Source organism: Sulfitobacter aestuariivivens, assembly GCF_014763045.1.
GTDB lineage: Bacteria > Pseudomonadota > Alphaproteobacteria > Rhodobacterales > Rhodobacteraceae > Sulfitobacter > Sulfitobacter aestuariivivens.
This window is the reverse complement of sequence record NZ_JACTAG010000001.1, coordinates 512,967-536,230: the sequence shown is the minus strand read 5'-3', so window position 1 is coordinate 536,230 and position 23,264 is coordinate 512,967. Positions and strand designations below refer to the sequence as shown.

24 protein-coding genes, 1 tRNA gene and 1 pseudogene are annotated in these 23,264 nt (G+C 59.7%); 16 read left to right on the top strand and 10 right to left on the bottom strand.

The window, feature by feature from the left end; translation table 11 throughout:
- The first annotated feature begins 26 nt into the window (after nucleotides 1-26).
- The 5 genes from H9Q16_RS02625 to H9Q16_RS02605 all read left to right on the top strand — a co-directional run bounded on the left by H9Q16_RS02625 (nucleotide 27) and on the right by H9Q16_RS02605 (nucleotide 5,654).
- Complete coding sequence (locus tag H9Q16_RS02625) at nucleotides 27-908, top strand: phytanoyl-CoA dioxygenase family protein (RefSeq protein WP_191073808.1); 882 nt, start codon at nucleotides 27-29, stop codon at nucleotides 906-908.
- Nucleotides 908-1,513, top strand: coding sequence for an HD domain-containing protein (locus H9Q16_RS02620; RefSeq protein WP_191073807.1), 606 nt, complete (start codon nucleotides 908-910; stop codon nucleotides 1,511-1,513). The genes H9Q16_RS02625 and H9Q16_RS02620 overlap by 1 nt, the downstream gene beginning before the upstream one ends.
- Before the next feature lie 361 nt (nucleotides 1,514-1,874).
- On the top strand, nucleotides 1,875-2,288 hold the full coding sequence (locus H9Q16_RS02615) for a response regulator (RefSeq protein ID WP_191073806.1): 414 nt from the start codon (nucleotides 1,875-1,877) through the stop codon (nucleotides 2,286-2,288).
- Nucleotides 2,289-2,380: 92 nt separating this feature from the next.
- The gene (locus H9Q16_RS02610; RefSeq protein ID WP_191073805.1) at nucleotides 2,381-5,314 is read left to right on the top strand and encodes a valine--tRNA ligase; all 2,934 of its coding nucleotides are present in this window, start codon (nucleotides 2,381-2,383) and stop codon (nucleotides 5,312-5,314) included.
- A gap of 10 nt (nucleotides 5,315-5,324) precedes the next feature.
- On the top strand, nucleotides 5,325-5,654 hold the full coding sequence (locus tag H9Q16_RS02605) for a DnaJ family domain-containing protein (RefSeq protein WP_191073804.1): 330 nt from the start codon (nucleotides 5,325-5,327) through the stop codon (nucleotides 5,652-5,654).
- A gap of 123 nt (nucleotides 5,655-5,777) precedes the next feature.
- Here the strand turns inward: H9Q16_RS02605 and H9Q16_RS02600 are convergent, their stop codons facing one another.
- Nucleotides 5,778-6,566 carry a crotonase/enoyl-CoA hydratase family protein gene (locus H9Q16_RS02600; protein ID WP_191073803.1) on the bottom strand — a complete coding sequence of 263 codons (789 nt, stop codon included), beginning with the start codon at nucleotides 6,564-6,566 and terminating at the stop codon, nucleotides 5,778-5,780.
- Nucleotides 6,567-6,628: 62 nt separating this feature from the next.
- Nucleotides 6,629-6,793, bottom strand: coding sequence for a Tat pathway signal protein (locus H9Q16_RS02595; RefSeq protein WP_191073802.1), 165 nt, complete (start codon nucleotides 6,791-6,793; stop codon nucleotides 6,629-6,631).
- A gap of 99 nt (nucleotides 6,794-6,892) precedes the next feature.
- On the opposite strand from H9Q16_RS02595, the gene H9Q16_RS02590 reads away from it, so the two are divergent.
- Nucleotides 6,893-7,996: a pyridoxal phosphate-dependent aminotransferase gene (locus H9Q16_RS02590; protein WP_191073801.1), complete on the top strand. Its 1,104-nt coding sequence runs from the start codon at nucleotides 6,893-6,895 to the stop codon at nucleotides 7,994-7,996.
- A gap of 52 nt (nucleotides 7,997-8,048) precedes the next feature.
- Nucleotides 8,049-8,231: a hypothetical protein gene (locus tag H9Q16_RS02585; RefSeq protein WP_191073800.1), complete on the top strand. Its 183-nt coding sequence runs from the start codon at nucleotides 8,049-8,051 to the stop codon at nucleotides 8,229-8,231.
- Nucleotides 8,232-8,238: 7 nt separating this feature from the next.
- Here the strand turns inward: H9Q16_RS02585 and H9Q16_RS02580 are convergent, their stop codons facing one another.
- Nucleotides 8,239-9,447, bottom strand: coding sequence for a pyridoxal-phosphate-dependent aminotransferase family protein (locus H9Q16_RS02580; RefSeq protein WP_191073799.1), 1,209 nt, complete (start codon nucleotides 9,445-9,447; stop codon nucleotides 8,239-8,241).
- Nucleotides 9,448-9,583: 136 nt separating this feature from the next.
- Here H9Q16_RS02580 and H9Q16_RS02575 point away from each other — a divergent pair, with 136 nt between their 5' ends.
- Nucleotides 9,584-11,440: an ABC transporter ATP-binding protein gene (locus tag H9Q16_RS02575; RefSeq protein ID WP_191073798.1), complete on the top strand. Its 1,857-nt coding sequence runs from the start codon at nucleotides 9,584-9,586 to the stop codon at nucleotides 11,438-11,440.
- Here the strand turns inward: H9Q16_RS02575 and H9Q16_RS02570 are convergent, their stop codons facing one another.
- The gene (locus H9Q16_RS02570; RefSeq protein WP_191073797.1) at nucleotides 11,441-12,127 is read right to left on the bottom strand and encodes a TIGR04283 family arsenosugar biosynthesis glycosyltransferase; all 687 of its coding nucleotides are present in this window, start codon (nucleotides 12,125-12,127) and stop codon (nucleotides 11,441-11,443) included.
- Between the two features lie 68 nt (nucleotides 12,128-12,195).
- Here H9Q16_RS02570 and ygfZ point away from each other — a divergent pair, with 68 nt between their 5' ends.
- On the top strand, nucleotides 12,196-12,942 hold the full coding sequence (gene ygfZ / locus H9Q16_RS02565; RefSeq protein WP_191073796.1) for a CAF17-like 4Fe-4S cluster assembly/insertion protein YgfZ: 747 nt from the start codon (nucleotides 12,196-12,198) through the stop codon (nucleotides 12,940-12,942).
- 117 nt (nucleotides 12,943-13,059) lie between these two features.
- Here ygfZ and efp read toward each other — a convergent pair whose 3' ends face one another.
- Nucleotides 13,060-13,623 carry an elongation factor P gene (gene efp, locus H9Q16_RS02560; protein ID WP_191073795.1) on the bottom strand — a complete coding sequence of 188 codons (564 nt, stop codon included), beginning with the start codon at nucleotides 13,621-13,623 and terminating at the stop codon, nucleotides 13,060-13,062.
- Between the two features lie 221 nt (nucleotides 13,624-13,844).
- Here efp and H9Q16_RS02555 point away from each other — a divergent pair, with 221 nt between their 5' ends.
- Complete coding sequence (locus tag H9Q16_RS02555) at nucleotides 13,845-14,168, top strand: DUF6280 family protein (RefSeq protein ID WP_191073794.1); 324 nt, start codon at nucleotides 13,845-13,847, stop codon at nucleotides 14,166-14,168.
- Nucleotides 14,169-14,223: 55 nt separating this feature from the next.
- Here H9Q16_RS02555 and H9Q16_RS02550 read toward each other — a convergent pair whose 3' ends face one another.
- A complete protein-coding gene (locus H9Q16_RS02550) occupies nucleotides 14,224-14,799 on the bottom strand; it encodes a cobalamin biosynthesis protein CobQ (RefSeq protein WP_191073793.1) in 576 nt (191 codons plus the stop codon).
- 66 nt (nucleotides 14,800-14,865) lie between these two features.
- On the opposite strand from H9Q16_RS02550, the gene H9Q16_RS02545 reads away from it, so the two are divergent.
- Nucleotides 14,866-16,332, top strand: coding sequence for a cobyric acid synthase (locus H9Q16_RS02545; RefSeq protein WP_191073792.1), 1,467 nt, complete (start codon nucleotides 14,866-14,868; stop codon nucleotides 16,330-16,332).
- A 13-nt stretch (nucleotides 16,333-16,345) separates the two neighbouring features.
- On the opposite strand, the gene H9Q16_RS02540 is transcribed toward H9Q16_RS02545, so the two are convergent.
- The 3 genes from H9Q16_RS02540 to H9Q16_RS02530 form a co-directional block, all read right to left on the bottom strand.
- The gene (locus tag H9Q16_RS02540; protein WP_191073791.1) at nucleotides 16,346-17,395 is read right to left on the bottom strand and encodes a hypothetical protein; all 1,050 of its coding nucleotides are present in this window, start codon (nucleotides 17,393-17,395) and stop codon (nucleotides 16,346-16,348) included.
- 74 nt (nucleotides 17,396-17,469) lie between these two features.
- Complete coding sequence (locus H9Q16_RS02535; protein WP_191073790.1) at nucleotides 17,470-18,867, bottom strand: TolC family outer membrane protein; 1,398 nt, start codon at nucleotides 18,865-18,867, stop codon at nucleotides 17,470-17,472.
- A 68-nt stretch (nucleotides 18,868-18,935) separates the two neighbouring features.
- Nucleotides 18,936-19,589, bottom strand: a complete 654-nt coding sequence (locus H9Q16_RS02530; RefSeq protein ID WP_191073789.1) for a protein-L-isoaspartate O-methyltransferase family protein — start codon at nucleotides 19,587-19,589, stop codon at nucleotides 18,936-18,938.
- A gap of 143 nt (nucleotides 19,590-19,732) precedes the next feature.
- Here H9Q16_RS02530 and H9Q16_RS02525 point away from each other — a divergent pair.
- A tRNA-Cys gene (locus tag H9Q16_RS02525) sits at nucleotides 19,733-19,806 on the top strand.
- A 258-nt stretch (nucleotides 19,807-20,064) separates the two neighbouring features.
- Here H9Q16_RS02525 and H9Q16_RS02520 read toward each other — a convergent pair.
- Nucleotides 20,065-20,310: pseudogene (locus tag H9Q16_RS02520) on the bottom strand (transposase); the annotation flags it as partial.
- Nucleotides 20,311-20,770: 460 nt separating this feature from the next.
- Here H9Q16_RS02520 and H9Q16_RS02515 point away from each other — a divergent pair.
- Genes H9Q16_RS02515 through H9Q16_RS02500 form a run of 4 tightly spaced genes read left to right on the top strand, consistent with a single transcriptional unit; the run spans nucleotide 20,771 to nucleotide 23,179 of the window.
- Nucleotides 20,771-21,547 carry a 23S rRNA (adenine(2030)-N(6))-methyltransferase RlmJ gene (locus H9Q16_RS02515; protein ID WP_191075137.1) on the top strand — a complete coding sequence of 259 codons (777 nt, stop codon included), beginning with the start codon at nucleotides 20,771-20,773 and terminating at the stop codon, nucleotides 21,545-21,547.
- Between the two features lie 57 nt (nucleotides 21,548-21,604).
- Nucleotides 21,605-22,255 carry a hypothetical protein gene (locus H9Q16_RS02510; protein ID WP_191073787.1) on the top strand — a complete coding sequence of 217 codons (651 nt, stop codon included), beginning with the start codon at nucleotides 21,605-21,607 and terminating at the stop codon, nucleotides 22,253-22,255.
- Nucleotides 22,256-22,264: 9 nt separating this feature from the next.
- Nucleotides 22,265-22,702 (top strand): tellurite resistance TerB family protein, encoded by a 438-nt coding sequence (locus H9Q16_RS02505; RefSeq protein WP_191073786.1) that lies wholly within the window; start codon nucleotides 22,265-22,267, stop codon nucleotides 22,700-22,702.
- 36 nt (nucleotides 22,703-22,738) lie between these two features.
- A complete protein-coding gene (locus H9Q16_RS02500; RefSeq protein ID WP_191073785.1) occupies nucleotides 22,739-23,179 on the top strand; it encodes a tellurite resistance TerB family protein in 441 nt (146 codons plus the stop codon).
- Nucleotides 23,180-23,264 lie beyond the last annotated feature (85 nt).

Sequence of the window (23,264 nt, the reverse complement as noted above, 5' to 3'; positions counted from 1 at the left end):
TCTGAACCGGAAAGACGGAGGTTCCCATGCGCGACACGCAACCCCTGCCCGATGGTCATCTCACCGCCGATCAGCAAGCGGCCTATTGGGATGACGGCTTTCTCTTCCCGTTGCAGGTCATGCCCCCGCAAGACGCAGCATCCCTGCGGGCTGAGCTTGAAGAGATCGAACAGACATGGCTCGACAATGGTCTGCTCCTTCCGCTGAGCACCTACAAAAGGGTGAACGCTCAATACGTCCTGCCCCTTGCCTACAAGATTGGCGCGGACCCGCGTATCCTTGATGTCGTCGAGGGCATTCTGGGCCCTGACATCCTGATCTACGCCGTCGAGTTTTTCATCAAGGAACCCCGCACCACCCACAAGGTCACTATGCATCAGGATCTTACCTATTGGGGCCTCGGCGCCATTGACGGGCTGGTGACGGCATGGCTGGCCCTCTCGCCCGCGACCCCTGCCTCGGGGTGCATGGACTTTGTACGCAGCAGCCACAAGAACGCGATCCTGCCCCATGCCGACAGCGATGATCCCGACAACCTTTTGAGCCGCGGTCAGGAAGTGCAGGTGGATGTGGCCGAAGGCGACAAAGTGCCCATTGAACTACACCCCGGTCAGATTTCCTTGCATCACGGGCTGACGATCCATGGCTCGGGCGCCAATACCACGAATGACCGCCGCATCGGTGCAGTGATCCGCTACTGCACACCCGAAATCGCCCAGCAGGTTGCGGACAAGGATTACGCCATGCTGGTGCGCGGCGCAGACCGGGTCGGCAACTTCATCAACGTCGCCGCGCCCACGCAGCCCTTTACGCCCGCCAGCCTCGCGATCTACGATGAAGTCCGCACGGCACAATCGCAGGCCATGATGGCGGGCGCAAAGGTCAACAGCAAAGGCATGTACGTCTGATGGACAAGGTCGCATTCACCCAGATGAAAGACGGGACTAAGGAAGAGTACGAATTCCTCACCCGCCACGAGGTTGAGCACACCAAAGGGACCGCAGACCGCTTGCTCAAAGCACTGGTGGATCTGGATGAAGGCCTGTCAGGCTACCAGATCACACGACTGGGCCATTCCCTGCAATCCGCCACCCGCGCCTTTCGCGACGGGGCCGATATCGACTGGATCGTTTCGACCCTGCTACATGACATCGGCGACATCTATGCCCCCTACAATCACGACGAATACGCCGCCGCGATCCTGCGTCCTTTCGTGCGGGAACAATGCACATGGTGCGTCGCGACCCATGGTGATTTCCAGATGGTCTATTACGGCCACCACGTGGGCGGAAACCCCCACAAACGCGACCACCACAAGGGCAACATCTATTTTGACGATTGCGTCGCATTTTGCGAACGCTGGGACCAGTCCAGCTTTGATCCCGCCTACGACACCTTGCCGCTCGACTTTTTCCGACCAATGGTCAACGAAGTCTTTGCCCGCACGCCCTACGATCCCAACGTCATCCGCCAAGGCCATCGCGAACCACTGGTCATCCCGCAAGCCGAATAGACGGTCTACACGCCCCCTTAACTATTTGCCCGTAATCCTGCCATACCCGCCCGCACCCGCAGCGGGAATGGAGGCATCGATCATGGATCGCATCTGCAACTTCCTGCCTAGTCGCATTGAGACACTGATTGTTGGCGTGCTTTTCGCCTCAACTGGCCTGACCTTGTGCGACACTACGGGCGCCGATCCGCTGATCTTGCTGTATCCGTTTATGATCATCGCGTACCTGCTGGCCATCCCTGGCAAAGGTACCCTCGCAGAATTGGTAGCACACCCCCGCGGGCCACGTGCTTTCCGACGATGATGCGTGGCCAGGCAACCCGCGCCGCATCCATCATCCCACTCTCATCGGAGATCATCGATGCCGCTCAAGCCGATTGATACCGTCCTTCTTGTCGATGACAGCGAAATCGACAACAGACTGCACGCGCGCGCCATCGACCGTACGGGTCTGGCCAGACAGGTGCTGTGCTTTCCCATGGCCGAAGACGCGATTGCCCACATGCGCAAACCCGGGGCCATCCCGGCTGACCTGATCCTGCTGGACATCAATATGCCGCGTATGAACGGGTTTGAGATGCTGGACGCCTCTGTCGCCGAATTCGGCGAAGCGTTCATGCCATCGGTGGTGGTGATGCTGACCACCTCCCTGAACCCGCGTGACCAGTCCCGTGCCAAAAGCTTCTCGGTGATCCACGACTATTTTCAGAAACCCCTGACAGCCGAGAAGTTCACCGATCTTGTCAGCAAATTGAACCAATCAGAGCTGGCCTGAAATCACCACGCCCGAACGCATGCCGCGTGGGCCTTTCCCTCCCTGTCATCCTCGGCTAGATCACCCCTCAAACCGCAAGAGGGGATCGCCCGATGGCACTCGACAAGACATTTGACGCAGCCGAAGCCGAAGCACGGCTTTATGCGGCCTGGGAACAGGCCGGTGCCTTCAAGGCCGGGGCCAATGCAAGCCGCGACGACACCTTTTGCATCATGATCCCGCCGCCCAACGTGACAGGCGTTCTGCACATGGGTCACGCATTCAATAACACGCTGCAGGATATCCTGATGCGCTGGCACCGGATGCGCGGGTTTGACACGCTGTGGCAACCCGGTCAGGACCATGCCGGGATTGCCACCCAGATGGTGGTCGAACGCAAATTAGCCGAAACCCAGCAGCCCGGGCGCCGCGAACTGGGGCGCGAGGCATTTCTGGAAAAGGTCTGGGAATGGAAGTCCGAGTCCGGCGACACGATTATTGAGCAGCTCAAGCGCCTTGGCGCCTCCTGTGACTGGTCACGCAATGCCTTCACCATGTCGGGCGCCCCCAATGCGCCGCAGGGCGAAGAGGGCAATTTTCATGACGCGGTCATCAAGGTCTTTGTCGATATGTACGACAAGGGCCTGATCTATCGCGGAAAGCGGCTCGTCAACTGGGACCCCCATTTCGAGACAGCGATCTCGGACTTGGAAGTGGAGAATATTGAGACCGACGGTCACATGTGGCACTTCAAGTACCCCTTGGCGGATGGCGAGACATATAGGTATTTGGAAAAGGGTGAAGATGGGGAGGTGCTCTTTGAAGAAGAGCGCGATTACATCTCTATCGCCACCACGCGACCAGAAACGATGCTGGGCGATGGCGCAGTCGCCGTTCATCCATCAGATGAACGCTACGCTCCAATCATCGGTAAACTATGTGAAATCCCTGTCGGCCCGAAAAAACATCGGCGCATGATCCCGATCATCACCGATGACTACCCCGACCCCACCTTTGGTTCGGGCGCGGTGAAGATCACCGGGGCGCATGACTTCAACGACTACGAAGTCGCCAAGCGAGGTGGCATCCCGATGTACAATCTCATGGACACGCGCGGCGCGATGCGCAGCGATGGCAACCCCTATGCCCAGGAAGCGGCCGTGGCGCAACGCATTGTCAATGGCGAGGAGGACTTTGACGAGGCCAAGATTTCCGCCATGAACATGGTCCCCGAGGCGTATCGTGGCATGGACCGGTTCGAGGCGCGCAAGGCCGTGGTCGCTGACATCACCGCCGAAGGCCTCGCCGTGATGACCCAAGGACACGACCCCCGTCTAGGGAAGGCCGCCGCAAAACCCCTCGCCCCCGAAGAGGGGGGCGAAGCGCGCGAAGACACGCTTGTCCCGCTGGTCGAGGCAAAAAAGATCATGCAGCCCTTTGGCGACCGCTCCAAAGTGGTCATTGAGCCGATGCTGACCGACCAATGGTTCGTGGCCACCGACAAGATCGTCGGCCCTGCGATTGACGCGGTCCGCTCAGGCGAGGTCGCCATTTTCCCCGAGCAGGACAAGAAGGTCTATTTCCACTGGCTTGAGAATATCGAACCCTGGTGCATCTCTCGCCAGTTGTGGTGGGGGCATCAGATACCAGTGTGGTTTGACAAGGAAGGCAACGAGTACTGCGCGCCTACAGAAGCTGAGGCACAGGCCAAAGCGCCCGGAAAGTCGTTAACGCGCGACCCCGACGTCCTCGACACCTGGTTCTCCTCCGGCCTCTGGCCCATCGGCACGCTCGGCTGGCCCGAAAACACGCCCGAACTGCAAAAGTACTTTCCAACCTCTGTACTGATCACCGGGTTCGACATCATCTTCTTCTGGGTCGCCCGAATGATGATGATGCAATATGCAGTCGTGGGGCAAAAACCTTTCGATACAGTCTACGTCCACGCCCTCGTCCGGGATGAGAAGGGCAAGAAAATGTCCAAGAGCACCGGCAACGTGCTCGACCCGCTGGAACTGATCGACGAATACGGGGCCGACGCTGTGCGTTTCACGCTGACAGCCATGGCCGCCATGGGGCGCGATCTGAAACTCAGCACGCAGCGCATCGCGGGATACCGCAATTTTGGCACTAAGCTGTGGAACGCTCACCGTTTTGCCGAAATGAACGGTGTGTTCGACATACCGACGCAACACCGACGTGATACCGACGTTACACAGACGCTCAATAAATGGATCATCGGAGAGACCGCGCGCACCCGCGAAGCCGTTGATGAAGCACTGAAAAACTACCGTTTCAATGATGCAGCCAACACGCTTTATGCCTTTGTCTGGGGCAAGGTCTGCGACTGGTATGTGGAGCTGTCAAAACCGCTGCTGCAGGACGGCGCTGAGGGTTCAGAAGAGACCCGCAAGACCCTTGGCTGGGTGCTGGATCAATGCCTGATCCTCCTGCATCCCATCATGCCCTTCATCACCGAAGAGCTGTGGCAAACCACTGGAAACAGGGACAAAATGCTGGTTCACGCCCCGTGGCCCGACTACACGACCGACGCGCTGCTCGACGCGAATGCCGATGCAGAACTTAACTGGGTGATCGGCCTGATCGAAAACATCCGGTCTGCCCGCGCGCAAATGCATGTGCCTGCCGGGTTGCAGGTACCGATGGTCTTCAGCTCAATGAGCGCCAATGCACAAACGGCATGGGACAACAACGAGACGATGATCAAACGCCTCGCCCGTGTGGAGAGCCTTGAAAAGGTTGACAGTTTCCCAAAAGGGACCGTCTCTATCCCTGCGCCCGGCGCAACCTTTGGCCTGCCACTGGCGGGCCTCATCGACATCGCCGAGGAAAAGGCGCGGCTGCGCAAATCCATGGACAAGCTGCAAAAGGAAATCGGTGGTCTCAAGGGACGGCTGAACAATCCAAAATTTGCCGCCTCCGCCCCCGAAGAGGTGGTCGCCGAAGCACAATCCAATCTGGACGCGCGCCTCGAAGAGGCCGCGCAATTGCAGGCCGCATTGGACCGCCTCACCGAAATGGAGTAGACTTGGGATTATGCGCAGCTTTCGACAACTTATCGAACAGCAGATCGCCAAATCCCGCGCCTCTGGTGGGCTGAGCGGCCTGCAGGGTGAGGGCAAGCCCCTGCCCCCGCGCCGTGCTGAAACCGACGCCGAAGCAGCGACCTCTGCAGGATACCGGATCATGGCCGAAGCCGGTGTTGTTCCCGAAGAATTCGCGCTGAAGGAAAAGCTCAAGCAGGCCCGCCAGGCCTTCACTGCCGCCACGACCGAGGCCACCCGCACTGAAGCTTCAAGGCAAATTGCGGATCTTGAACTGCGCTACAACATCGCTGTCGAAGCGCGTCGCAAATTTATGCGCTGACACAAGCAAGGACCGGATCCTGCGATGGCGGCAAGCGGCTTGTCTGAAACAGACGGGCTCAGGCCCGCGGCGGGCACCAATAAGCGGAATCGCGCGCCAGCGCGTCACTTGGATCAGGCCTGCCTATTTGAAGACCGCCGGTCGCTTGCCAAACTCCGCGGCAATCACTTCCATCTGGTGCGGCTTGCCGATCAGGTCCGCCTGCTCACGGGATTCCGCTTCCAGAATTGCGTCTGCATCCGACGCCTCTGCAAATGAAATCAACCGCTTGGCAGCCCTTATTGCCGATGGGCTTTTGCCTGCGATCACACCCGCCATTTCCATGGCGCGTGTTAGCGGATCATCAGACAGCTCCGTGACCATGCCCCATCTTTCGGCCTGCTCGGCCGAAATGGGGGTGGCCGTATAGGTCAGCACACGCAGAACATCAGAGCGCACCAACCGGGGCAGCAGGACCATCCCACCCATATCCGGTACAATGCCCCACTTCATCTCCATCACAGCAAGGCGTGCGTCAGGGCTGGCAATGCGCATATCGGCACCCAGCGCCAGTTGCAGCCCCGCGCCGTAGACCGCGCCATGCAGCGCTGCGACAACGGGGATCTCAAGCCGTGCCCAGATCATGGCGACTTCCTGCCATTGGTTGGTGGTCTCTTCACCGTGGGTACGCGGCATCAGCAGATCCGCTGGGTCCTTGCCCATCATCCCCGACAGGCCTGTAATATCAATGCCCGCGCAAAACGCCTTGCCCTCTCCGGACAGCACCACCACCCGGGCATCGGAACCGGCAACCTCCTGCCCTGCTGCAATGATCGCATCAATCATATCCTGATCCACGGCATTCAGCTTGTCAGCGCGGGTCAGGCGCACATGTGCGATGTGATTTTCGTAGGTGACAGATACGCGGGACATGGAAACCTCCTGATTGGGCAGCACCATAACACCGCATCACCTAGCGACTGACCAGTACTACGTCACGGCACCAGCCGGTCGACCGCCCGCATCATGCCAAGTGACTTGTCATAGACAAGGGTCAATACCCGCCGGACCGGCGGCTTTGTGGCCATGGACGGCGCGATGCGCAGCGTTCCGGCGGCGGCCGTCGCCGCGATAAAACCACGTCGGGTGAATTTGGGCATGATATCGCCTCTGTTGTTGCGAACGATTCTCATATAAGAACGACTTTGCCCGTTGCCAACCACTTGCCCCCCCGGCAGACCGACCCTATCACAACCGCCATGACCCATATTCGCCTGACCCCGCTCGCCCAATCCCTGCCCGCCACCGTGCCCTTTGTCGGCCCCGAGACGCAGGAGCGTAGCAGAGGCCGTCCTTTTGCGGCGCGGCTGGGCGCCAACGAGAACGTGTTCGGGCCATCGCCCAGGGCCATCGCGGCGATGGCTGAAACAGGGCACTGGATGTACGGCGATCCGGAAAGCCACACATTGCGAATGGCCCTTGCCGCGCACCATGGGACAACGCCGGACCACATCATTGTGGGCGAGGGCATAGATGGGCTGTTGGGCTATCTTGTGCGCCTTTTTGTGGGTCCGGGCGATGCGGTAGTCACCTCTGACGGGGCCTATCCGACATTCAACTACCACGTGGCGGGATATGGCGGCACCTTGCACAAGGTGCCTTATGTCGATGATCACGAAGACCCCGCGACCCTTTTTGCCAAAGCCGCAGAAGTGGATGCAAAACTGGTCTATCTGGCCAATCCCGACAATCCGATGGGCAGTTGGCACACTGGTGCAGACCTCGCAGCAGCAATGGCCTCTCTGCCAGAGGGAACCTTGCTGGTGCTGGATGAGGCGTATGTTGATACCGCGCCCGACGGCACCGCCTTGCGACTGCCATTGGATGATCCACGGATCATCCGGTTTCGCACCTTTTCCAAGGCCTATGGCATGGCCGGAGCCCGTGTCGGCTATGGGATGGGGCATCCTGACCTGATCTCTGCATTCCACAAAGTGCGCAATCATTTCGGCATGAACCGCGCCGCTCAGGCGGGCGCGGAGGCCGCCCTGGCCGATCAGTCGTATCTGTCACAGGTGCTTGAGAAAATTGCACACTCCCAAAATCAAATTGCCCAGATTGCCATCGACAATGGGCTGTCCCCGCTCCCGTCAGCCGCGAACTTTGTGACAATTGATTGCGGTGCGGACGGGGCTTTCGCGAAAGCCGTGCTTGATGAATTGGTCGCACGCGGCATCTTTGTGCGCATGCCTTTTGTCGCCCCACAAAACCGGTGCATCCGCATCAGTTGCGGCACACCAAGCGATCTTGCTGCTTTTGCCGCCGCCTTGCCCGGCGCATTGGAGGCCGCAAAAAAGGGCTGACGGCGCGGAATGACATGCTAGACTTATCGTCATTCAGAGACCGAGACCCAAGATGCGCGATACATCAGACCGCCCCGCTGCCCCGAATTACACGTCAGCCTGCATCGTCATGTTTGGCGTGAACCTGACATGGATCCTGATGGTGATCTGGGCCATCTGGGGGCTGATTGCTGCTGCCGCTCTGGGCTGGGGTGTAAACTGGCTTATCCGGCGAATTGAGCAAACCCGCGCCTAGCGCGCCGCTAACCTCTGGCAATCACCTCAGCTGCGGCATCCAGCGCCCCTTCCCCGTGGGGGATATCAAGGGCCCGCAGCCCCGCCTGCATGCCACCCAACAACCCCATGATCATCTGGCCGTTGACATGTCCCATGTGCCCCAGCCGGAAGAACCCGTGCCAATTGGGATCATCGGAGGCGACCATGCCCAGGCCGATACCCAGCGTCAGGCCGATCCGGCTTTGTGTCCACTCCCGCAGTGCTGTGGCGTAAGGGGCCTGCAATCGCAGGGCTGTCACCGCTCTGCTACGGTGCGCACGCTCAATAATGTTGAGCTCGAATGGTCCTGTCTTCCCCCAGGCTTCACAGGCCACCCAAATGGCCTCTGCAAGCACCTCGTGCCGGTGCCAGACATTCTCGATCCCCTCGGCGTGGATCATATCTAAGGCGGTTCGCAAGCCATACATGTGCTGCGTCGGGGCGGTTCCGCAGTGGTATTGCCAAAAGCTGTCAGCGTGCGCGCGCGGCGTCCAGTCCCAATACGAGCTGACCCGCGCCATCTCGGCGCGCCGCGCAGCAGCGCGATCGTTGAAAAAAACAAAACCGACGCCGGGCGGCACCATCAGCCCCTTCTGGCATGCCGTCATCGCCACATCGACCCCCCAGGCGTCCATCTCGAATGCATCGCATCCCATCGAGGCAATGCAATCCACCATCAGCAAGGCGGGGTGATCCGCCGCATCGAGTACTTGACGCAACCCGGCAATATCGTTGCGCACTGAGGTCGACGTATCCACGTGTACGGCCAGCACAGCCTTGATTTCATGCGCTTTGTCTGCGGCAAGGGTGTCTGCCACTCGCTCCAGATCCATCGGCGCGCGCTTGCCAAAATCAAGAACGTGCGCGGTGACCCCAAGGCTTTCCGCCATGCCGGCCCAGCTTGTTCCAAAGTGGCCCGTCGACGGGACCAGCACGCTATCCCCCGGCCCGACAACATTGGCCAGTGAGGCCTCCCACACGGCATGACCATTGCCGATGTACATCGCTACATGATGTTTCGTCCGGGCAACGCGTCGCACATCCGCCAGCAGCCCCGGCATCATGTCGATCAGCGCGCCCGAATAGATATTGGGGGCCGCCCGGTGCATGGCGCGCAGCACCTCATCCGGCATCACCGAAGGTCCGGGAATGGCGAGATAAGAGCGCCCGTGCGCAAGCGAAGTCTCAGTGGTCATGTAACTGCTTTCTGTGCGGGATTGTCGGGACACTAGCCCGCCCGCGTGCAGCGTCAACACCGCAGAGCGCTTGCCCTGCCCCGCACTCCCGCGTAAATCGTTGAGACTACGGGCCCAAGGGAAGTTTGAAACGGTTATGAACGACCAGACCTATACGTCCGGGCAATTGCTGCGCTGGATCTGGGGGGCCTACCTCAAGAAGCATTCACCAACCATGCTGGTGGCCGTTTTCTTTATGGCCATCGAAGGGGCGACGCTGGGCGCACTGGCGCGTCTGATGGAACCGATGTTCGATCTCGTCTTTGTCGGCGGTCGCGATGACGCGCTGGTCTGGGTTGGGGTCGTCCTGATGGGCATCTTCATCCTGCGGGCCTTTGCCGGGGTCATCCAGAAGGTGCTGCTGACCCGCGTGGCGCAGAAAACCGCGGCCGATATGCGCATCGACCTGCTGGATCGCATGATGCGGCAGGACGGGGCGTTTCATCAGACCCACCCGCCCGGATTTCTGGTGCAGCGGGTTCAATCGGATGTGAATGCCGTGGGCGATGTCTGGCGCGCGGTCATCACCGGCGCAGGCCGCGATTTTATCGGTTTGCTGGTTCTTTTGGGCGTTGCCATCGCCATTGATCCGATTTGGGCATTGCTGGCCTGTGTCGGTATCCCCCTGATGGTGCTCCCCGCTGCCGCCGCCCAGCGTTTCGTGCGTCGCCGTTCGCGCGAGGCGCGTGATCTAGGGGCTGGCTTGGCCACGCGGCTGGACGAAGTGTTTCACGGCATCGTTCAGATCAAGCTCAACGCGCTTGAGCAGTATCAGGCGCGCCAGTACCGCGACATGACCGGAACATTTATCAAGACCGAAGTACGTGCCGCCTTTGGCAACTCGGCAATCCCCGGACTGATCGACATCATGTCGGGTCTGGGGTTCATGGCTGTCATTCTCTATGGCGGGGCCGAGATCATCTCGGGCGATAAGACCATCGGCCAGTTCATGACCTTCTTTACAGCCATGGGATTTGCCTTTAGCCCGCTGCGCCGGTTGGGGGCGATCAGCGGTTTGTGGCAGGTCGCGGCAGCCGCGCTTGAACGGATCAAGGAACTGATGGATGCCCCCCTGCGTCTGAAAGATCCCAAGACCCCAGTCGCGCTACCCGCTGGCACGCCGGGCGTGGTGCTTGAGGGTGTGGATCTGGCCTATGGCGAGGCCAAGGTGCTGGACGGGCTGACATTGCACGCTGAACCGGGTCAAACAACCGCCTTGGTCGGCGCGTCGGGCGCCGGTAAGTCGACTGTTTTCAATCTGTTGACGCGACTTATTGACCCGCAGGCCGGCGTTGTGCTGATCGGAGATCAGCCTGCCACGTCACTGCGGCTGCGGGATCTGCGCGGGCTGTTTTCCGTGGTCACGCAAGAGGCGTTGCTGTTTGATGAAACCCTGCGGGAAAACATCGTGCTTGGCCGCGAAGACGTCAGCGACGCGCAGTTGCAAGGCGTTCTGGACGCCGCGCACGTTTCAGACTTCCTTCCCAGTCTGGAGCATGGGCTCGACACGCGCGTGGGACCGCGCGGTTCTGCCCTTTCCGGTGGCCAGCGCCAGCGTGTGGTCATCGCCCGCGCCCTGCTGCGCGATACGCCGATCCTGCTATTGGACGAAGCCACGAGCGCGCTTGATGCCCAATCGGAACAGATGGTGCAGGATGCCCTTGATCGTCTGTCCGAAGGGCGCACAACACTTGTGATCGCACACCGCCTGTCCACAATCCGCAGTGCGGACAAAATTATCGTAATGGACCGGGGCCGCGTCATGGACGAAGGCACCCACGAAGAACTGCTTGAGCGCGGCGGCATATACGCCGACCTTTACCGCCTGCAGTTTCAGGAAGGCAAGACAGTCTCAGACGCGCACGGGTTGCGCGCGCTCAGGGGGCGCCAGCGCAGCGATGACGGCGAAAAACCGACAATCCTGCAACGTTTGGGGCAAGCCCTGTTCGGGTGATCACGATTGCGTCGGACGGTCGTATCGTGCGGCCAGTTGCTCTGGCGAGGCCCCGGCAAAATATCGCGCCAGCGTCCAGAGGTTTCGAGTACCGCGGCGCATCCAGCCTTGCGTGCGATATTTTTCTGCGCTGGTGATGGCTGTTGCAGGCAGCCCCGTCAACTTGCCGCGCAGAGTGCGGGCAAGGGCCACATCCTCCATCAGCGGCTGATCACAGTACCCGCCGACGACGTCATAAAGACGGCGCGGGATCAGCAGCCCCTGATCTCCGTAGGGCAACCCAAATCTGCTGCGCAGATTGGCCCATGCCGCGACCAGCGCCGCCGCCAGTCCGCCCCCGGCAAAGGAAAGCCGGAACCAGCCAGCCAATTCGCCCTCCAGATGGGGCCGGACTGCCTTTGGCCAGCCTTCGCCCAGCTGCGTATCGGCATGCAGGATCAGCAGCCAGTCGCCCTTTGCCGCGGCACACCCGCGCCGCAATTGCCCGCCGCGCGAGGCCGGACCATGCAGCACCTCGGCCCCCCAGGCCTGCGCCGTCGCCCCCGTCGCATCGCGCGAGCCGCCGTCGCTCACAATCACTTCGCGGATCAGACCGGCGTCAAGCCCTTCCATCAATGCACCAAGGCAACCGGGCAATGCGTCCACGGCATTCAGGGTTGGAATGATCACTGAGATCGGGGCGCGCATCTTTTGCCTCTTTTGGTCCGGTGGCGCAGTCATATATGTGATGCAGAGTGTTGCAAAGGATATGACCCATGCCAAACCGCCGCATCCTGCGCCTGATCGGAACCGACACCCGCGATTTCCTGCAAGGTCTGGTCACCAATGATGTCACCAAGCTGGACCAGGGGCTGGTCTATGCGGCGATGCTGACCCCACAAGGAAAATATCTGGCGGATTTCTTTCTTGTCGCTGATCATGATGCTGTCTTGCTGGATGTGGATGACAGTCTTGGCGACATGCTAAGCCAGCGACTGATGATGTATAAGCTGCGTGCAGATGTGCAGATCGAGACCGCTGCGCTGCATATGCACCGCGGTGTCGGTGACGTCCCACCAGACGGGCACCCCGATCCCCGCGACGCAGCCTTGGGGTGGCGTGCTTACCGTGACATGCCACAGACCGATGACAACGTGGATTGGGACGCACTTTATGTGGCGCAAAAGGTGCCGCAGACGGGTATAGAGCTGACGCCCGACACATTCATCCTTGAGGTGGGCTTTGAACGCTTGAGTGGCGTGGACTTCCGCAAAGGCTGCTATGTTGGTCAGGAAGTGACTGCGCGCATGAAGCACAAAACCGCATTGCGCAAGGGTTTGGCGCAGGTGCGGGTGGCGGGCCCCGCAGAAGTTGGCACTGAAATTCTGACCGATGGAAAGTCGGTCGGAACACTCATGACTGTTTCCGGCGACCGGGCGCTTGCTTACCTGCGCTTCGACCGTGCGAAGGGTGACATGCGTGCAGGCGACGCACAGATCGTGTGGGATGAAGAGACGCCCTAACGATCAGCGCGTTCCACCTGCCGGCTCAGGCCCTCTGAATCGACATCTGACGGTCGTCGAAAGTTCCCGCCGACCACATTTAACTGTCTAAGACTTGAATGACCTCGCGTCAGCCGGTCAGGCGCGTTCCACGTACTCGAAGGTCTCGGTGTTAACGATGATATCCTCATCCTGACCGACAAACGGCGGCACGCTGACCTTGACGCCATTGTCCAGCACCGCCGGTTTGAAAGAATTTGCGGCAGTCTGACCCTTCACGACAGGCTCGGTTTCGACAACCTTGCAGGTTACTTTCTGGGGCAGCGACGCGTTCAGCGCTTCTTCGTCATAGTATTCAACCACCACCATCATGCCGTCCTGAAGAAACGGGCGTCGGTCGCCCAAAAGCTCGGACGGCAGTTGCACCTGATCGTAGGTGTCGGTGTCCATCAAGACCAGCATCCCACTGTCTTCATAGAGAAATTGCTGATCTTTCTGCTCCAGCCGCACGCGCTCGACCTTGTCTGCGGACCGAAACCGCTCGTTCAGTTTCGATCCGTTTCGCAGATTACGCAGCTCAACCTGAGCAAAGGCACCGCCTTTACCGGGCTTGACGTGGTCGACTTTCACCGCCGCCCACAGACCGTCGTTATGCTCCAGAACGTTACCGGGGCGAATCTCATTTCCGTTGATTTTTGGCATAAGGCAAATCTTTGGCAAAAGGTTGATGAATTATTGACGCGGTCTATATCTGGGTGGCTGGGTCCCTGCAAGTAACCGAGATGTTGTGCCGTATCGGCGGCAAGACATGCAGAACGCGCATGGGAGCTATGCAAAAAAGTTCTATCCGAATCGGGGGTTATCCGTCATAACGAACTCCACGCCGGAAATGACAAGAGCAAGAATAATGGAAAGGACGACGAATGAAAGATTTCGTTGATGGCACGGCCTTCAATAACGAACAAGGCAATCGTGCACGCAAACTTTTCGCAGCCGTGGTACTGGCTGCTCTCGACGATGCAATCGCCGATGACAAGAAATACGGAAACGGGCCGGAGCAGATTGCCCGTTGGGCACGTTCGCGCGATGGCCGCGAAGTGTTGAGCTGTGCAGGCATCGACCCAAATGAGCGGGTCGTGACCGGCTTGATGGACTTTGTTGGCAAGGGTGTGCGGACCTCCGTTGCGCTTAGCCGCGAAGAGTCAGAGCGCCGCAATGCCGCCGCGCAACAGGCCGAAGCCGCCTAGGTTTCTGCCACAAGAGTTATGAGGGAACGCAGCCTTTTGGGGCTGCGTTTTCCGTTCAGGCGGTAAAAACGAACATCCAGACCCGTGCGACCATCAATTCTGCCGCCAACAATGCGGCCAAAAGAACCGACAGGACCCATCCCGGACGCCTGCGCCACAGTACGAACGCGCAGACGCCTGCCAACGCGACCTCGATCGGACCGACCCACAATGCGCCCCGCCGATTATCCCAATAGCTGACAGGGCTTTCGAAGATCCAGCCTGACAGCGGCCAAAAATGAGGCCGCCCGTCGTCATGGTGCAACGGAAAATCCAGCGCGAGATGCAGCAATGCCGCCCCGGTCAGGGCAATGGCCCACCCCACGCGGTACCACAGCGCCAGACCAAAAAGCGCGCCCCACAGGATGAAAGAATTATCGATGGCAAAAATCGTTTGCCAGGTGTCCGAGAAATAGAGCGTATCGAACACGACGTCAGGCGGAATCTGAAAGATGAATAGTGACGCCCCCGCCAACAGGTACAGCGACAGATCAGGCAACAACGCGCCCGTCATGGCAGCCCAGATCAGCAACCTGTCCCCGTTTCGACCCATTGCCGCCGCGCCAATAAGCAGATGTGCCGGTGTGTTCATCAATTGCCTCTTTTCGCAGCCCCGGAAATCCGTCAATTTGCCCGCGACCCCAGACCCGAGCACCAGATGACAAAAGCGATCATGATACAAGGCACCGGCAGCAATGTCGGAAAATCCATGATCGTTGCGGGGATTTTGCGCGCCTGTGAACGGCGGGGCATCACCACCAGACCGTTCAAACCGCAAAACATGTCCAACAATGCTGCCGTGACCGAAGACGGAGGGGAGATTGGCCGTGCGCAGGCATTGCAGGCGCGTGCAGCAGGCGTGGCGCCGCACACGGACATGAACCCGATCCTTTTGAAACCTCAAAGTGCGACAGGTGCGCAGGTGATTGTGCAAGGACAGATTGCAGGCCACCAGGAGGCGGCAGCTTTTGGCCAGAACAAGGCCGCGTTGATGCCAGCTGTTATGCAATCATTCCAGCGACTTGCACGGGGATGTGATCTGGTCGTGGTTGAAGGTGCCGGATCGCCTGCTGAGACCAATCTGCGTGCGGGGGATATTGCGAATATGGGGTTCGCCACCGCCGCCGGATGCCCGGTGATCCTGATGGGAGACATCGACCGGGGTGGTGTCATCGCGCAGATTGTCGGTACCAAGGCCGTTCTGGACGCCGCAGATACCGCCATGGTGCGCGGTTTCGCGGTGAACAAGTTTCGCGGGGATCGCACGCTTTTTGATGCGGGCCGGGATGACATCGCGGCGCGCACCGGCTGGCCATCGCTGGGGGTGATACCGTGGTTTGATCAGGCGCATCGCCTGCCTGCCGAAGATGTGATGGACCTGCCCGCTCGTGCTGGCACGTCTGACGGAGGCTGTGTCATAGCCGTGCCGCGATTGCCGCGTATCTCCAACTTTGACGACCTTGATCCACTCGCCGCTGAGCCTGACGTCGATCTGCGCCTCATCACACCTGGCAGCCCCCTGCCCGCAGACGCCGATCTTGTGCTGTTGACCGGCAGCAAGGCGACCATTGCAGATCTCGCGGCCCTGCGCGCCGAAGGGTGGGACATAGATCTTGCTGCGCATATTCGACGCGGCGGGCATGTGCTGGGCTTGTGCGGGGGGTATCAGATGCTGGGTCAGACCATCGCGGATCCACACGGGATTGAGGGCCCGCCCGGCATCGTGCCCGGTCTGGGTCATATGAACATCGAAACAGTGATGGCGCCCAAAAAGCACCTCGCACTCAAAGATGCGCTCCATCCCGCAAGCGGCACGTCGCTGGAGGGGTATGAGATCCACATCGGTGAAACGTCAGGCCCCGACTGTGACCGTGCCTGGCTAGAGGTCGACGGCACCCCAGAGGGCGCCGCGTCACCAGATGGGCGGGTAAAGGGCTGCTACATGCACGGCATTTTCAACGCAGACGGTTTCAGAAAGGCCTATCTGGCAGAACTCGGGGCGGGATCATCCGTCGCTTTCGAGGCTGGCGTAGATGCGGCACTGGACGCGCTCGCGGATCACGTTGAAACATATATTGACCTCGACCTTCTGCTATCGCTCGCAGAAGAAATAAGGCAGAACTAGCAGCTTAAACGGCCTAGTCCAAGTCGCGCGCCGTCAGGGCGCGGTGAATTTCCCGGCGGACCAACTTGCGCACATTGCGCGTGATCCGTTCCCCCAAGGCGCCTTGCAACTCTTCACGGACGATATCACTGATCAAATCGCGCAGACCATCCTCGTCAATAAGCTGATCTTCGGGCGACAGATCAATGTGATCATCAGGGTCTGCGGAACGCGGCGCGACTGCCTCGTCTTGATGCGCAGGCATGTCATCATCGACGACCAAGGGCTGTTCTTCGATGCGCTGCGCGATCGTCGCTTCAGCAGGCATATCGTCCTCCAGCGCCACGCGCTGTTCTTCGGCGCTTTGCGCAACCGTGGCATCCGCAGTCTCGTCCCGTGGCTCATCATCCGGCCAAGTGAGCGCCTCGGGCGGCTCATCTTCGGTCTCTTCGTCTTCCCATGCCATTGCAGGCAAAGGCGTTGCGGCGTTGTCATCGCTATCGGTGCCGTCGGGCTCCCAATTGTCCGATATTTTTCCGATCGCCGTTTCCAGTGCTTCGATCTTGGCGCTCAACTCTGATGGCGCGTCGTTCTTACCGGCCTTTTCGCGATGTGCATGATGCTGAAAACGGATCTCAGGCACAGTGTTGCCTGCGGTTTCGTGGTCCCCCTCGTCATCGGCAAAACCGTAAGGGTCATCCTGATAATCGTCCTCAGGGGCCAGCGTATTGGAGGTATCCTCCGACAGCTTGGCTGTGTTTTCGACCAATTCGAATTCATCGACCCCCAGGTCGACGCTACTTTCTTCCGGCTTAAACGTCAGCGGATCTGGTCCCGCATCACGCGTATCGGCGGTCTGGACAAGTGCTTCTTCCGGGGGATCGCTGACAGCCGTGTCTGGCTGATCCTGCTCTGACCCATCAGATGACTGATCTTCGGCCACACGGTGATCCGGCGTCAGCACCAAACGGTCGATCGGCGGGGTTTTTTGCGGCGATGATAGCGGGCGTTTGTCTTCGGACACCAACCGGCGAATTGAAGACAGAACATCCTCTACCTCGGCATTTTTGACGGGGTCGGACATATCTATTACCACTCTTTCCTCAAGCGGCAGTGTAACCCCTGCGGCAGATTCTCACAATGGGGCCGTGAAAATTGTCAGTCTTTTTGCAGCGCCCGCAGCACCCTGTCCAACTGCTGTCCTTGCTTTGACCGCTTGGCGGGGCCGTCCTTGACCAGATTGTAATATGCAGCCGGATCATAGGTCTGTACCGGCAGTTTCAGATCGGCAACCGTCAGGCGGCCCGTGGCAGCCAGCAAGTTGTATGCGGCAATGTACAGATTGGCCCGGGCGGAAACCTGGGTTGATTGCGCGTCAAGCAGGGATTGCTCGGCGTCAAGAACGTCGAGGGTTGTACGTGCGCCCAAAGTCGCCTCTTCCCGGACGCCGCGAAAGGCGATGCGGGCGGCGCGAATCTGCCGCTCTGACGCTTCAAGTTGCGCGCGTGCGGACAAGAGATTGGCGTAAGCATTGCCCACATCTTGTTGCACATCATGGCGGACAATGTGCAAATTGGCGCGCTGTGCATCACGTTGTGCCATTGCACGACGCGCATTGGATGACAGACGACCGCCATTATAGATCGTTTGCCCGACATCAATACCGACAGATCCGGTGTGGCTGTACGATGGTGAATTGAAGTTTTCGGTCACACCGTATTGCCCACGCAGCGTTACCGTGGGTTGCATCGCAGCTTCTGCTGCCAGAACCAATAGGTCAGCGGCAGCCACCTGATGTTGCGCGGCCCGCATTGAGGGATGCGTGCGCACTGCCAGCGCCTTGGAAGCATTCAAATCCCGACCGACGTCCGGCAATCGAGGCGGAGGCTGCAAGCGGCCCGGGGCACGCCCGACCACATTGCGGAATTCCTCTGTTGCCTGCAGCAGCGCCCCTTGCGCCCCGGCAAGCCCGCTGCGCGCCTGCGCCAGCTGCGCCTCGGCAAGGGCAACATCCGTGCGGGTCACCTCACCCACTTCGAACCGGTCCCGGGCGGCGCGCAGTTCCTGGGTCAACAGCCGCAGGTTATTATTGCGCAACGCCACGGATTCAGAGGCTTCGATCACGCCCATGTAGGCGGCAACCGCGCGAAACAGCACTTGCTGTTCGATATTGATCAACGTGTCGCGCGTCGCCAGAACCGTTTCCTTGGTCGCTTCGATCTGCAACTTGCTGTTGCCGCCGTCGTACAACAAAAGCTCGGCAATCAGACCAAGATCAACGCTGGTGCCATTGACGCTGCTGGAAAACCCTGATCCGGAAACCTGACGCGTGCCGAATGTACGTGTCACACTGCCAGACCATCGCAGAACGGGCTTCAATGCCGCCTGCGCGGCCGCAACGTCTTCATCAGCCGCCCGCAGAAGGGCCCGATTTTGGTCCAAAAGACCCGAATGATTGTAAGCACTTACGAGCGCATCGGCGAGCGTTTCCGCACCACCCGCCCGCGGCAGCCCCGTGACCAAGAGCAACAGAATAGCCGCCAAAAATCGTTTCATACCCTGCCCAAGACCCCTAACGCTCACACCCTGCCCCCGCTCAACGCCAGCCTCACACTGCGGCGCTCTCACAATTGAAACTCTGGTTGTCTGTCAAATCCATCCAGCACAGGGGCACTGGCATTGAACGCGCGGCGCCAGGTGATTTGATCGCCTTGTTTGTGGCCGATGCGCACTTCACCCAAAGCCCCTTCCATAAAGAGGCAGGCAATGTGGCCGCCCTCCTTCAACTGATCACAAAGCGCCTGCGGGACCTGCGCCACGCCGCCTTGCACGATGATCGCGTCATAGGGCCCCTGCCCCGGCGCCCCTTCGGTCAGCGGCCCAATATGGACCATGGCGTTGTCAACGCCTGACTGGCTCAGCGCTTCCTGGGCTTCTGTCGCCATTGCCTCATCCTCTTCCACTGCGACAACGGCCTCGGCCATGTGGGCGATGACAGCAGCCGAATACCCCATCGCGCATCCCACATCGAGAATCAGTTCATCGGTACCGATGGCCAAAGCATCCAGCATCTTGGCCAACGTCCGGGGTTCAAGCAGCACACGCCCGTCGCCCAGATCAAGGTTCTCGCCCAGATAGGCCGCTTCCCTCTTTGTCGCCGGGACAAAGTCTTCACGGGCCACGTTCAGCATGGCGTCGATGATCGGAAACTTGGTGACATCGGAAGGCCGAACCTGGTTGTCGACCATCATTGTCCGGCGCGCGAAAAAATCACTCATCTGCTAAACTCATCCGTTCAGATTCTCGTTTCGCAAAATGTCGCACATCGCGCCAAGCGCAGCAACGGCTGAGCCGCATTTTCCGAAATCAGAAACACTTGCAGGGCCGCAAATGATCCGCTAGCAGTGCGACACCACCGGCAGGCGAGTTGGCGGAGTGGTTACGCAGCGGATTGCAAATCCGTGTACACCGGTTCGATTCCGGTACTCGCCTCCATTTAATTTCAGGTACTTAACGTAGAATACACACCAACTGTGGTCGGCAGAACTGTGAGTGGCCGATCTGCCGAGAGCGGGGAACAGTTGCGACCACGAACGCGGTCGACGACCAGAGATATTAAGAGGCGAATGACTGTATCGGCAGATTTGCTTTGCAAATCGCCTGCCGGGCGACGGACGCTCGGACAAACCCTGCCGATCCATCACGTCCGACACAGTCCGCCCTTTGACATCAGCGTCAGCAGTTTCTTGTTGCGAGATCCTTTAGGGCCACATTGTCGAGCATCGCATCTGCAAACATCTGCTTCAGCGGATTGTTCTCATCCTCAAGCGCCCGCAGTTTCTTCGTACCAGACACGTTCATGTCGCCAAACTTGGCTTTGTATTTGTAGAACGTGGCATCGCTGAGACCGTACTCACGGCACTGCTCCTGCGCTTTCACGCCAGCCGCATACTCTTTGGTCATTCCAGTGATCTGTTCGTCACTAAATCTACGTTTCATAGTCCATCCTCTCTTGGGACGGATTGCCAACACCCCAGGGGCCTTATTTCAGGGGGCTGGGTCATTGGCGCTTCACTCCCGAACAGCACGCAGGACTTTTAAAGGGGGAGCACGACCGAACTGAATGCCGCTGTTTTCCGCAAATCCGACATCCAATGCCGCATCACGCGAGATGCACACACGTCACGTCGCACTGCATTCGACGCCACCCGTACACACCCTGAGCAAAAAGAGCAGCCCGCGATCCAAAGATCTTAACTCTTCTTCACACTCAAGACCGGACGCCCTGTTAACCCCACCATTTACCGCTCCAACACTGACGTCATACCGACGTGATACCGACGCAGAACCGACGCGCCAAAACCCCTGTTTCGCTTGCCTAAACACATGATTCGCCCCGCAGTGGTGTTGCGTCCACAAAACCCGTTGCGCGTGCGCTGTGTTGCGCTACACCGGCCATATGCTCAGCTACCAACACATCTATCACGCAGGCAACCTTGCCGACGTCCACAAACACAGCCTTCTGGCGTGGATGCTTGACTATCTGACCCGCAAGGACAAACCGCTGACCTACATAGAAACGCACGCGGGCCGTGGCCTTTATGATCTGTCCGATGACGCCGCGGCCAAGACAAACGAAGCCGCACAAGGCATTGAAAAGGTTGCGCATTGGTTTGATGAAACCCACCCTTTCGGTCGCGCGCTCAGCACCGTTCGCGCCACCCATGGCCCCCGCAGTTATCCCGGCTCACCGCTGATTGCTGCGACCTTGCTTCGCGGTATCGACACGCTGCATCTGTCCGAGCTGCACCCCCAGGAACACAGTGCGCTTGACCTCGCCATGTCGCCCTATGACGTCAAATGTCACCTGCGCGACGGGTTCGAACTGGCCCATGCGCTGGTCCCGCCGACCCCGCGCCGGGGGCTGATACTGATCGATCCCTCCTATGAGATCAAAAGCGATTACAACGACTTACCGCGCCACATCGCCCAATGGCACCGCGCATGGAATGTCGGCATCATTGCCCTGTGGTATCCGATCCTGACCGGTGGTGCACATCGCGACATGCGCGATACTCTTGTCGGCACCTACCCCGACGCGCTCTGCCACGAAGTCGGCTTTGCCCCTGCCCGGCCCGGGCATGGCATGATTGGCTCAGGCCTCTTCGTGCTCAATCCGCCCTACGGCCTGCACGAACAGGCCGCAGGGCTCAAAAACGCGTTCGCAAAGCTGTGATCGCCCCTCCCGTGACGGCCGCTGACAAGCTGCGAAATTCTGTGCTAGATTGGTCGCATGAGACTCTTGCGCACGATAGCACTTGCCCTTGCTCCGACCTCAGCGCTCGCCTGCGGCGGCCCTGTCTGTCTGGTTGACCCCGACAGCCTCCTGTTGCCGCAAATCATTGATTTCGAAGACATTGCCAGCGGTTGGGGCCCGGGTATCGAGATAGACAGTGTCCTGCCCATGCCCGGCGCCAGCTTCGGCGAACACTTTGCCGGACAGACCGTCGCCAGCCTTGACACCTACGACCAGATCACCGGCGCCGCCTTCGCGCCGCTCACCCTCATGCCCGGCGCGGACGGGCAGAACCTTTCGGTGGTTCAGTTTTCGGGAAACACCCTGATCAACGGCTGGGGTGTCGCTGGTTTTCCGCGCCGCGAGGCCCAGGGCGAAGGCGCCATCGCGGTTCTTTTCGACATCGACCAAAGCGCGCTGGCCTTTGATCTGCGCGGCGGCGAAGCGGGGGCCGCCCTTGTCACCTTCATGCGCCGGGACGGCGGCGTCATCGGATCGGTTCCTGTGGAACCAACGGGCGAGTTCGCGGTTGGGTTTATCAGGGCCACCGGTGAAGACGACATTGCGGGCTTTGTGATCACCAACACCGACCCACAGGGGCTGGCCATCGACACTTTACGCTTTGGAAAGCCACCGGAACTAAGCTAAGGCTCTAGCATGTTTGAACGCCTCTTTCCGCGCCGCAAGCCCCAGCCAGAGCCTTTGCCACAACCCAACGCGCAACTGGCCCTTGGTGCATTGTTGGTACGTGTCGCCTTTGCCGACGACGACTACCGCGCTTCGGAGATTGGCCAGATCGACCGTATCCTGGCCCAAACCTTCGACCTTGGCCCGATCGAGGCCGCCAAGCTGCGCGCCGTGTGCGAAAAACTCGAACGGCACGCCGAAAGCACCGAAGAATTTGCCCAGATCCTGCGCGAAGAGGTCGATTACGCCGACCGCAAGGCACTGGGCGATGCGATGTGGTCCGTGGCCCTTGCGGACGGCCACCGCGACGAAAAGGAAGAAATCCAGCTTAACGCCATCGAAATCGCGCTGGGTCTGACAGATCTCGATATGCAGGCGGCCCGGGAAACCGCCCTCAAGTCGCTTTGACTTGGCGCGGCGCGACAGGCGGCCTATATCCCTCTCATGTTTGGTGATTTTCTCAAGCGGCTGACACAGCCCGACCCGGAACCGCTGGCCGATACCGATGCCCGCCTTGCGCTGACAGCCCTGTTGGTGCGGATCGCCCGATCTGACCACCACTATGCGCCCGAAGAACGGGCTCTTATCGATCAGTTAACCATGGACCGGTATGGTCTGGATGCAACCGACGCGGCCCGCCTGCGCGGCGACGCGGAAGGACTGGAATCAGAGGCCCCCGATACAGTGCGCTTTACGCGTGCGATCAAAGACGCTATTGCGTATGAGGATCGCCTCAAAGTGATCGAAGCACTGTGGAAAGTGGTGCTTGCCGATGGCACGCGCGCCAAGGAAGAAGATGCGCTCTTGCGTCTGGTGACCAATCTGCTGGGCATATCCGACATGGATTCCGCCGAAGCGCGTCAAAAGGTTGAAGCGCAGAGTTGATCCTTTCCGTGGGGTCAGCCCCCCTTTGCCGCGACAGGCCAAACTGAGTGTTTGCAATCAGGCACAATTCACCTATTTATGGCGC